We start from the raw sequence: 9,395 nt of genomic DNA on the forward strand, positions 1-9,395 counted from the left end.
ACGCGCGTGCTGGGTGTCGTCATGAAGACGACGACACCGGCCACCGCCGAACGGTTCCAGCTCTTCCCCCTGTACGCGCACCGCAGCGGCCCGAGCGGTCAGTCCGGTCGGCCGCTCACCCCGACCGCAGGGGGAAACGGGTTGCGCCCGGCCGGTCGGCGGGCATGATTCGCCTCATGCCGACCATTCGCAACGTGTCGTTCGACTGCGCCGACCCGCACGCCTTGTCCCAGTTCTGGGCCCAGGTGATGCACGCCGAACTCGATCCGGACCAGAAGCCGGCGGACGAGGAGACGGCGATCCAGCCGCCGGACGGGCCGGCGCTCTACTTTCAGCGCGTACCGGAGGCCAAGGTCGTCAAGAATCGGGTGCACATCTGCCTCACCCCGGAGATTCCCCGGGACGAGGAGGTCGAGCGGGTTCTCGGACTGGGCGCCACCCTCGTCGCCGACCACCGGCGGCCCGACGGGCTCGGCTGGGCCGTGCTGGCCGACCCCGAGGGCAACGAGTTCTGCGTATTGCGCAGCGAAGCCGAGCGCGCCGCGGCATAGGCTGGACGGGTGAAGATCTGGATCTCCCACCCCGACGCCGTCGAGTTCATGGGGCAGCTGCCGGCCGAGGCGGACCTCGCGTTCCTGCCTACGCCCAGCTCACCGTTGCCAGGCGACCCCGCCGAGGTGGAGTTCTGGGTGCCGCCCTTCCTGTCCGGTGGCAGCACGACCGTGCTGCTGCCGCAGATGACCTCCCTGCGCGTGGTGCAACTCCTCTCGGCGGGGGCCGACGCCTGGGCGTCCAAGGTCCCGCCGGGCGTCACGCTCTGCGACGCCCGCGGCGTACACGACTCCAGCACGTCGGAATGGGTGGTCACGGCCATCCTCAGCTCCTTGCGGCGGTTCGACTACTTCGCCCGCGCGCAGGCCGAGCCGCGATGGGCGTACGCGGACGTGACGCCGACCGATGAGCTGGCCGGTAAGCGCGTCCTCATCGTGGGGGCCGGATCCATCGGATCAGCCGTCGCCCGGCGGCTGGAGCCGTTCGAGGTGTCGCTGACCTTCGTGGCACGCACCGCTCGCCCGGCCGACGGCGTACGCGGCGTGGACGAACTGCCGCAGCTGCTGCCGTCCGCCGACATCGTGGTTCTGCTGATCCCGTTGACCCCGGCCACCACCGGGCTGGTCGACAAGGCGTTCCTGGCCGCGATGCCGGACGGGGCGCTGCTGGTCAACGCCGCCCGGGGGCCGGTCGCGGTGACCGACGCACTCGTCGCCGAACTGGGGACGGGCCGGTTGTGGGCGGCGCTCGACGTCACCGATCCCGAGCCGCTGCCCCTCGACAATCCGTTGTGGACGATGACGAACGTCCTGATCACGCCGCATGTGGCAGGGTCGGTCCGGGGCGTACTGCGGCGGGGCTACCAGCTCGCCGGAGCCCAGGTGCGCCGGTACGCCGCCGGTCAGGAACTCGTCAACGTCGTCCGCGACGGCTACTGAGCCTGCTCGACTTCCTTGCCGCTGGCCGCCACGAGCCGGGGGAGGTCCTCCGGGGTCACGGCGGTCAGCGTGATGCGGCTGCCGTCGGCGAGGACCGCCTGCGCCTTCCGGCGATCCGCGGGCACGAAGGCTTCGATCCGGGACCATTCGATCTTCCGGCTACCGAGGAGCGCTCGTACGCGTACCCCGTCCGGGTCGGCGTCGGTGCCCGAGCGCCAGGCCCAGACGGCGAAGACGAAGATCGCCAGCGGCACGAAGAAGAACCACCCCGAAGCCCGGAGCAGGGGCAACGCGCCGATGGCGGCGATGAGGCCGGCGACCGCCACGGCGGTCGGCTGACGGAAGCTGGTCACCTGCGGATTCTCGCATGTCGTGGTAAGTGTCGGACATCACGGCAATACTGTCGGGGTTGGTGAGGCAGCGTCGCTGGAGCCAATGGGAGGTTGCGATGTCCGTACTGCTCATGATCGGGACCGGTAAGGGCCTCTTCCTGGCCCGGCGCGACGAGGTGGGCCGGCCGTGGCAGGTCGGGGTTCCGCACTTCCCGATGACCGCGATCTACGCGGTCGGCATCGACCCGCGGCCGGAGCGGCCTCGGCTGCTCGCCGCGATCGACAGCTCCCATTTCGGGCCGAGTGTGGCGGTCAGTGACGACTTGGGCGTCTCCTGGCGGGAGCCGGAGGAGGCCCCGATCGCCTTCCCGGCCGGGACCGACACCTCGCTGCGCCGGGTGTGGGCCTTCGCGCCGGGGTCGGCGGCGGGCGACCCGTCCGTCGTGTGGGCCGGGACCGAGCCGTCGGCGCTGTTCAAGTCGGTCGACGGCGGGGTGACCTACGAGCTGGTGCAAAGCCTGTGGGACCACCCGCATCGGCCGCAGTGGGGCGAGGGATTCGGCGGTCAGGCGATCCACACGATCACGCCGCATCCGCTCGACCCGGAGCGCGTCCTCGTCGCGATGTCGACCGGCGGGGTCTACCGCACGACCGACGGCGGGCAGACCTGGACGGCCAGCAACAGCGGGATCAAGGCGTACTTCCTGCCCGACCAGTTCCCGGAGTTCGGCCAGTGCGTGCACAAGGTCGCCCGCGACCAGGTCAACCCGGACCGGCTCTACCTTCAGAACCACCACGGCGTCTACCGTTCCGACGACGACGGCGTCACCTGGACGTCGATCGCCGACGGCCTGCCGAGTGACTTCGGCTTCCCGGTCGTGGCCCACCCCAGCCGGGGCGACACGCTGTGGAACTTCCCGCTCACCGCGGACGGCAGCCGGTTCGCGCCGGACTTCAAGTGCCAGGTCTTCCGCAGCACGGACGCCGGCAAGTCCTGGCAGGCACAGTCGTCCGGACTGCCGATCGAGCCGTTCTACTCGACCGTGCTCCGCGACGCGATGTGCACGGACACCGCCGACCCGGCCGGGGTGTACTTCGGCGGGCGCAGCGGCGAGGTCTACGCCAGCGCCGACGAGGGGGAGAGCTGGGAACGCGTCGTCAGCCAGCTGCCGGGGATCCTCTGCCTCCGGGCGGTCGCCCTGTGAGCGTCACGGTGCTGGTGCCCTCGGCTCTGCGTACCGAGGTGGCCGGGGCGAAGTCGGTCGCCGTCGACACGGCGGGCGACCTCGGCGCGGTCCTGGCCGAGGTGGAGCGCCGCTGGCCGCGCCTGGGCCGCCGGCTTCGCGACGAACAAGGCCAGCTCCGGCGCTTCGTCAACGTCTACGTCGACGGCGAAGACTGCCGCGGCCTGGCCGGGCTGGCCACGCCCGTCGCAGACGGCGCGGAGATCCAGGTGCTCCCGTCGGTGGCCGGTGGATCCGAGTTCAGCGCGGCCGACGGCGACAAGGTCCTCGCCGCCAACTTCGCCGACTGGGTCCGCGACCTCGGCCTCACCGTGGAGGAGGTCGGCGCCGACTACGCCACCCTCCGGCTGCCCTGGTCAGGACGCCTGGCGCGGGAGGGCGGCGCGCTGTCGGGCCAGGCGCTCATGGCAGCGGCCGACACCGCCACCGTCATCGCGATCAGCTCCGCCAAGGGTGGCTTCGGTCCGATGACGACGGTGCAGCTCAACGCGACCTTCCAGCGTCCGGTCGTCGGAGTGGACGTGCTGGTGACCGCTCGCCTGACCAAGCTGGGCCGTTCGATGGCGTTCGCCCAGGTCGACATGGTGGCCGGCGGGGTTCTCGCCGCGCAGGCCACCACCGTGTACGCCCTGCTCTGAGCCGCTCGTTCGCCGCCCGGTCGCTTCGCGCCGGGCGGCTTCCGCGCGCCCCGGCTCCCCTCGGCTCGGGTCCCAGACAGAAATCGATCATGCCGTCACGGAGTCGATCAGGGTCAGAGGAGGTCGGACCAGAAGGGGACGCGTTTGAGTGTCGTCCGCGGCGAAGCGTCTCCGACGCCGAACTCCTGGTGCAGGTAGTCGGCCAAGGTGTCCCCGTACGCGACGACGTCGGTCTGCAGGACGGACAGGACCGGCAGGTCAGCGGTGTCGAGGGCGGGGGCGTACCGGTGGCCGTAGACGGGCACGAGCACCGGTGCCTGTGCCAGCGCCCGGCGGGCCACGCCGATCGCCTTGTCCGGGGTGGCGGGTTTGATGCCCCAGCTGGTGAGCCAGAAGTCGTTCTCCTCGACGTCGAAGAGCACGCCTTCGATGGGGGCCGACAGGATTTCGCCGAGCAGGGCGGGGGAGCCGCGCCAGTCCGGCCAGCGCCGGTCGCCGCCCGGTACGCCGGCCGTCAGGAGGGTGCGGTGGTCGGGGTTGAACCGGAAGCCGAACCGGGTCTCGAGGGCACGCAGTTCGTCCCCGGTCAGGCCGGGCCCGACCGGGGACGGTAGTGCGCGCAGCAGCTGGTGGGCCACTGCCTGGGTCAACGGCATGCCGCCAGGATATGCGGATCAGGTCCGGCGCCGGGCCGACACCAGGGCGGAGGCGACGGCGAGCAGCAGGCAGGCCCCGGTGACCCAGCCGACGGTGGCCCAGTGCAGGTGGAGGCTCACCGCGGTCTGCGTCTCCTCGGTCAGCCCGTGCGCCATCCCGGCCAGCGCGGGGACGACCACACCCAGGCCGAGCAGGGCGCCGACGCCGACGACGAAGGTCGTCTCGGTGATCACGGTACGCCGGATCTGGCCTTGGCCGGCGCCGCTCCGGGCGAGGACCAGCCGGTCCGCTCGGCGGGCTTGGGCCGACATCGCCATCGTCGTCGCGACGGCGATCCCGGTGTAGCCGACTGACAGTCCGATGAGGACGAGGGCGAACAGCCACAACAGGCGCATATCTTCGGCGTACTCGCCCTCGGCGTAGGTCTGGGCGTCGACCACCTTCGACCCGGAACGAGCCAGGGAGGAAGCTGACGAGGCCGAGGCGCCCATCGCGTACTCCGTCAGGGCGGACGGGTCGTGCGCCCGGACGACGTCCCGCGGAAGGACTAGGTCTGTCCCGGACTGAGCGACCGGCACCGTCTGGGAGACACCGTCCGCGAAGGTCACGAGGCGAGACCCGGTCGCCTTGAACGAAGCCCGGCCGACCGCGTCGAAGACGGACGAGTCGGCGAACACCCGCGTGGTGAGGTCGCCGGTGCCGCCGCTGGCGCGTACGGCCGCGTCGGTCAGGCCGGGGGTCTCGTCCGGCAGCGCGACGGAGATCCCGTTCAGCTCGCGAGCCTTGCCCTGCGGATACGCCTCCCGCATCGTCGCCACCATGCTGCTCAGCAGGACGGCGAGTCCGACGGTCGCGATGATCGGCGCGGCGGTGGCCGCCGTACGCCGGGTCGCGGTCTGGATCTCACCCCGCACGAGCATCCCCGTCGCGCCCTGGAGGCGCAGCAGAGGCCAGGTGACCAGGCGGGCCAGCGGCCCGAGGATCACCGGTGCCCAGGCGGTCGCGGCTACGATCGCGGCCATCGCCGTGAACAGGGCGTTGTCGACTCGGTGGGACGCGTCGGCGGAGGCGGTCAGAACCGCCATAACGCCGGTCAGCACCGTGGCCGCGCCAGCGCTGATCCAGCGCAGCGGGGTCATCGCCCGGCTCTCGACGGCCGCGTCGAGCAGGGCTTCCATCGGGCGTACCCGGGCCGAGCGGCGGGCCGCCGACCAGGACCCGGCCAGCCCCACGACCACTCCGACGACGACGGCCACGAGAATCGGCCCCGCCGTTGGGCGTACCACTAGATCTGGATTCTCCAGCCCCGAACGGACCAGGAACCGGCCCAGCAGCGGCGCGGCGACCGTGCTGAGCAGCGCCCCTGTGGCCGCCGCCGTCACGCCGATCAGCAGCGCCTCGCCCGCGATCAGCCGCCGGATCTGCCCGGGCGTGGCCCCGACGAGCCGCAACAGGGCCAGTTCCCGGCGGCGATGCGCGGCCTGAAGGGCGAAGGTGCCGGCGACCACGAAGACGGTCACGAATCCGCCCAGGGTGGCCATCGCGACGAGCAGCTGCGTGCCGAGCCAGCGGATGCGCGCGTCGTGCTCGGGTTCGAGGACCTTCCGCGCGTCCCCGGTGACCACGGCGCCGCGCTCGCCGACGACCCGCTCGATGTCCACAGTCGACGAACCCCACACGCCGAGCGCGACGACTCCCGGTGCGAGCCGCGTCGCCTGCTCGTCGCTCACGTAATAGCCCGGCCCGCTCACGGTGCCGACCACGGTCATCTCGACCGGCCCGCGGCCGGTCAGCACCGGCACGCGGGTGCCCGGCCGCAGCCCCAGCTCGGCGTCCACGGCCAGTTCGCCGTCCGCGTCGGGCGCGCTTCCGTCGATCAGCTGGTACGCACCCAGCAGCGCACTGGACCAGTTGTGCCCGTCCGTGGCCGCCAGCGGCCGGCCGTCGACCACCGCCTGGGCGTAGAAGCCGCGGTCGACGACGACCTGGGTGACCCCGGGCTGCGCCGCGAGGTCGGCGCGGAGCTTGTCGGTCTCGGCGACCGACCAGGGGCGCATCGCCTTGACGACGCCGTCGTCGTTCCCGGCGATGGGCGCGTGGACGACCATCGGCGCGGCCGCGAACCGTTCGGGCGTTCGGGGCGCGGCTGAGGCGTACACGAGCAGCGAGGTGGCCAGCAGCGTCACGCCGAGCGCCAAGGCGGCGAAGGTTCCGGCGAACCCGCTGATCCGGCCCCGGACAGTGGACCACGCGATCATCGGACACCCGCCTCGAGCCGAGCCATCCGGGTCGCGATCTGCTCGGCGTCGGCGCCGCCGAGTTCGCCGACTATGCGGCCGTCGGCCAGGAACACCACGCGGTCGGCGTACGCGGCCGCGACGGGATCGTGCGTGACCATGATGATCGTCTGCCCGTACGCGTCGACCGAGCGCCGCAGCAGCCCGAGCACCTCGCGGGAGGTGGTCGTGTCGAGAGCGCCGGTCGGTTCGTCGGCGAACAGCACGTCCGGCCGGGTGATCAGGGCGCGAGCGATCGCGACCCGCTGCTGCTGACCGCCGGAGAGTTCGGCCGGGCGGTGCTGGGCGCGGTCGGACAGGCCGACCTCGGTGAGGACGGCGAGGACGCGGTCGGCCTTGGGCCGGCGGCCCGCCAGGCGCAGCGGCAGCTCGACGTTCTGGGCCGCCGTCAACGACGCGACCAGATTGAACGCCTGGAACACGAAGCCGACCCGCTCCCGGCGCAGCAGCGTACGCCGGTGCTCGGAGAGCCCGGCCAGCTCCACTCCGGCCAGGCTTACCGAGCCCGCTGTGGGCTCGTCTAGCCCGGCGGCGCACTGCAACAGCGTGGACTTGCCCGAGCCGGACGGCCCCATGATCGCGGTGAAGGTGCCCCGGTGGAAGTCCAGGTCGACGCCGTCCAGCGCGGTGACCTGGTGATAGGTCTTCTGGAGGTTCTGCAGGCGAACTGTGATCGACATGCCTTCGATTCCAGCCGGGAACGGCGGCGAGATCATTGCCACAGGTGCGACTTCGGCGGTAGTGCCAGCACTACCGCCGTCAGGGAGTGGATCTAGTTATCGTCGAGGGCGTGCAGACCCGGACCGCCTGGCAGGCCATCGCGCAGCGGCCGCTGCGGTTCCTGACCTCGTCCTGGCCGTGGCGCTCATTGGCGTACCTGGTGACCGGGGTCGCCGTCGGCGTGGTCACCGGGCTGCTGATGATCGGGCTGGCCGCGGCGGGTGTCCTGCTGCTGATCGTCATCGTCGGGATCGGTGTCCTCGTGGTGACCGCGCTGGCCGGGATCTACGTCGCCCGGTTCGAGCGGTGGCGGCTGCGGCTGGTCGATCTCGACCGCGCGCCCGACCCACACCGGCGGCCGTCGGCACCCGGCCTGCGGGCCTGGCTGACGACCCGGCTACGGGAACAGGCGACCTGGCGGGAGTTCAGCTTCGTCGTCATCTGGCTCGGCGGGCTCTGGTTCGTCGACCTGGGTGTGCTGGCCCTGACGTTGTGGCTGCCCTTCTACTTCATGAGCGTGCCGATCGCGGATCCGAACACCTGGCCCTGGATGATCATCGGGATCGCCATGCTGCTTCCGGCGCCCTACACGATCACGGCCTGGGCCGGCGCCCGAGCCGCCCTGACCCGGGCGCTCCTCGCTCCCCGGGACGACGAACTCGGCGTACGCCTCGAAGAGGTGACCCGTTCGCGGGCGCGGTTGGTCGACGCGTTCGAGTCGGAGCGCCGCCGGATCGAGCGGGATCTGCACGACGGGGCGCAGCAGCGCCTGGTGTCGCTCAGCATGCATCTCGGGCTGGCCCGGCTTGACGCGGCGGCGAACTCACCGGTGGAGGCGCAGTTGGCGGCCGCCCAGGAGCAGGTTTCGCTGGTGCTGAGCGAACTCCGCGACCTCGTGCGCGGCGTGCATCCCCAGGTGCTCGACGATCACGGGCTGGCGGCCGCGATCGAGGAGATCGCCGACCGCTCACCGATTCCGGTCACGGTCGACATCCGGCTGCCCGGGCGGCTGGCCGGGGCGGTCGAGCTGACGGCGTACTTCGTGATCGCGGAGGCGCTCGTCAACGTCGCCAAACACTCCGGGGCCACCCGGGCGGCCGTCCGCGCCCGGCTCGAGCCCGACCTCCTGGTCGTCGAGGTACGCGACGACGGCGTGGGCGGGGCCGACCCGTCCGGCGGGACCGGCCTGACCGGGCTGGCCGATCGGGTCGCCGTCGTCGACGGCCGCGTACGCCTGTCCAGCCCACCTGGCGGTCCGACCCTGCTGCATGTGGAGATCCCATGCCACTCCGTGTAGTGCTCGCCGAGGATTCGCTGCTGTTGCGCGAGGGCCTGATCGGGCTGCTCAGCCGGTTCGGGCACATCGTGGCCGACGCGGTCGGGGAGGCGGGTGCGATCGCGGCCGCCGTCCGCGGCGCCCAGCCGGACCTCCTGATCACCGACGTACGCATGCCGCCCGGCAACGCCGACGACGGGTTGAAGGCGGCCGTCGAGCTCCGGCAGGAGCGCCCTGACCTGCCCGTGCTCGTGTTGAGCCAGTATGTCGAGCAGTCCTACGCGGTGCGGCTGCTCGACTCAGGCGGCGGTCTGGCCGTCGGTTACCTGCTCAAGGATCGCGTCGGGGCGATCACCGACTTCGTGCAAGCCATCGAACGGGTGGCCGCGGGCGGCACCGTCGTCGACCCCGAGGTCGTACGCCAATTGCTGCGCCGCCGCCGGGACCCGCTCGAACGGCTCAGCGCCCGCGAACGTGAGGTGCTGGCGTTGATGGCGGAGGGCCGGTCGAACGCGGCCGTCGCCAAGCAGCTGTTCGTCACCGAGGCGGCCGTGAACAAACACGTCCGCAGCATCTTCGCCAAGCTGGATCTGCCGCAGGACACCGACGATCATCGGCGGGTGCTCGCCGTCCTCGCCTACCTCCGCGCCTAATGAGTTCTGCCGGGTTGTGACGCAGACTCGGTTCCGTAGCCGCCGGCAGGTGAGCACTCGCACCGCCTGGACACCCCACGGGTAGTCC

Annotated in this window: 11 protein-coding genes; 7 read left to right on the top strand and 4 right to left on the bottom strand. The window is 71.8% G+C overall.

Annotation, left to right across the window (positions count from 1 at the left end; translation table 11 throughout):
• The first annotated feature begins 21 nt into the window (after nucleotides 1–21).
• Genes AB0H43_RS38020 through AB0H43_RS38030 form a run of 3 tightly spaced genes read left to right on the top strand, consistent with a single transcriptional unit; the run spans nucleotide 22 to nucleotide 1,490 of the window.
• Complete coding sequence (locus AB0H43_RS38020; RefSeq protein ID WP_360008275.1) at nucleotides 22–168, top strand: hypothetical protein; 147 nt, start codon at nucleotides 22–24, stop codon at nucleotides 166–168.
• Between the two features lie 8 nt (nucleotides 169–176).
• Nucleotides 177–551: a VOC family protein gene (locus tag AB0H43_RS38025; RefSeq protein WP_360008278.1), complete on the top strand. Its 375-nt coding sequence runs from the start codon at nucleotides 177–179 to the stop codon at nucleotides 549–551.
• A gap of 9 nt (nucleotides 552–560) precedes the next feature.
• Nucleotides 561–1,490: a 2-hydroxyacid dehydrogenase gene (locus AB0H43_RS38030; RefSeq protein WP_360008281.1), complete on the top strand. Its 930-nt coding sequence runs from the start codon at nucleotides 561–563 to the stop codon at nucleotides 1,488–1,490.
• Here AB0H43_RS38030 and AB0H43_RS38035 read toward each other — a convergent pair.
• The gene (locus tag AB0H43_RS38035) at nucleotides 1,484–1,843 is read right to left on the bottom strand and encodes a PH domain-containing protein (protein ID WP_360008283.1); all 360 of its coding nucleotides are present in this window, start codon (nucleotides 1,841–1,843) and stop codon (nucleotides 1,484–1,486) included. The genes AB0H43_RS38030 and AB0H43_RS38035 overlap by 7 nt on opposite strands.
• Nucleotides 1,844–1,938: 95 nt before the next feature.
• Here AB0H43_RS38035 and AB0H43_RS38040 point away from each other — a divergent pair, with 95 nt between their 5' ends.
• Both AB0H43_RS38040 and AB0H43_RS38045 read left to right on the top strand, forming a co-directional pair.
• Nucleotides 1,939–3,027 (top strand): exo-alpha-sialidase, encoded by a 1,089-nt coding sequence (locus tag AB0H43_RS38040; protein ID WP_360008286.1) that lies wholly within the window; start codon nucleotides 1,939–1,941, stop codon nucleotides 3,025–3,027.
• Nucleotides 3,024–3,704 carry a hotdog domain-containing protein gene (locus AB0H43_RS38045; RefSeq protein ID WP_360008288.1) on the top strand — a complete coding sequence of 227 codons (681 nt, stop codon included), beginning with the start codon at nucleotides 3,024–3,026 and terminating at the stop codon, nucleotides 3,702–3,704. The genes AB0H43_RS38040 and AB0H43_RS38045 overlap by 4 nt, the downstream gene beginning before the upstream one ends.
• A gap of 113 nt (nucleotides 3,705–3,817) precedes the next feature.
• Here the strand turns inward: AB0H43_RS38045 and AB0H43_RS38050 are convergent, their stop codons facing one another.
• From AB0H43_RS38050 to AB0H43_RS38060, 3 genes are read right to left on the bottom strand one after another with little or no spacing between them, the layout of a single operon-like run.
• The gene (locus AB0H43_RS38050) at nucleotides 3,818–4,360 is read right to left on the bottom strand and encodes a hypothetical protein (protein ID WP_360008291.1); all 543 of its coding nucleotides are present in this window, start codon (nucleotides 4,358–4,360) and stop codon (nucleotides 3,818–3,820) included.
• An 18-nt stretch (nucleotides 4,361–4,378) separates the two neighbouring features.
• Nucleotides 4,379–6,619, bottom strand: a complete 2,241-nt coding sequence (locus AB0H43_RS38055) for an FtsX-like permease family protein (protein WP_360008293.1) — start codon at nucleotides 6,617–6,619, stop codon at nucleotides 4,379–4,381.
• Entirely contained in the window at nucleotides 6,616–7,338 is a 723-nt protein-coding gene (locus AB0H43_RS38060) for an ABC transporter ATP-binding protein (RefSeq protein ID WP_360008296.1), read from the bottom strand. The genes AB0H43_RS38055 and AB0H43_RS38060 overlap by 4 nt, the downstream gene beginning before the upstream one ends.
• Nucleotides 7,339–7,448: 110 nt before the next feature.
• Here AB0H43_RS38060 and AB0H43_RS38065 point away from each other — a divergent pair, with 110 nt between their 5' ends.
• Nucleotides 7,449–8,675 (top strand): sensor domain-containing protein, encoded by a 1,227-nt coding sequence (locus AB0H43_RS38065; RefSeq protein WP_360008298.1) that lies wholly within the window; start codon nucleotides 7,449–7,451, stop codon nucleotides 8,673–8,675.
• Entirely contained in the window at nucleotides 8,660–9,307 is a 648-nt protein-coding gene (locus AB0H43_RS38070) for a response regulator transcription factor (protein WP_360008300.1), read from the top strand. Before AB0H43_RS38065 ends, AB0H43_RS38070 begins: the two co-directional genes overlap by 16 nt.
• Nucleotides 9,308–9,395: the final 88 nt, after the last annotated feature.

The sequence above is a fragment of the Hamadaea sp. NPDC050747 genome (genome assembly GCF_040654195.1).
GTDB lineage: Bacteria > Actinomycetota > Actinomycetes > Mycobacteriales > Micromonosporaceae > Hamadaea.

Coding starts and splice junctions, on each gene's coding strand:
- AB0H43_RS38020 (WP_360008275.1), top strand. CDS start 22: ATGAAGACGACGACACCGGCCACCGCCGAACGGTTCCAGCTCTTCCCC.
- AB0H43_RS38025 (WP_360008278.1), top strand. CDS start 177: ATGCCGACCATTCGCAACGTGTCGTTCGACTGCGCCGACCCGCACGCC.
- AB0H43_RS38040 (WP_360008286.1), top strand. CDS start 1,939: ATGTCCGTACTGCTCATGATCGGGACCGGTAAGGGCCTCTTCCTGGCC.
- AB0H43_RS38050 (WP_360008291.1), bottom strand. CDS start 4,360: ATGCCGTTGACCCAGGCAGTGGCCCACCAGCTGCTGCGCGCACTACCG.
- AB0H43_RS38055 (WP_360008293.1), bottom strand. CDS start 6,619: ATGATCGCGTGGTCCACTGTCCGGGGCCGGATCAGCGGGTTCGCCGGA.
- AB0H43_RS38060 (WP_360008296.1), bottom strand. CDS start 7,338: ATGTCGATCACAGTTCGCCTGCAGAACCTCCAGAAGACCTATCACCAG.
- AB0H43_RS38070 (WP_360008300.1), top strand. CDS start 8,660: ATGCCACTCCGTGTAGTGCTCGCCGAGGATTCGCTGCTGTTGCGCGAG.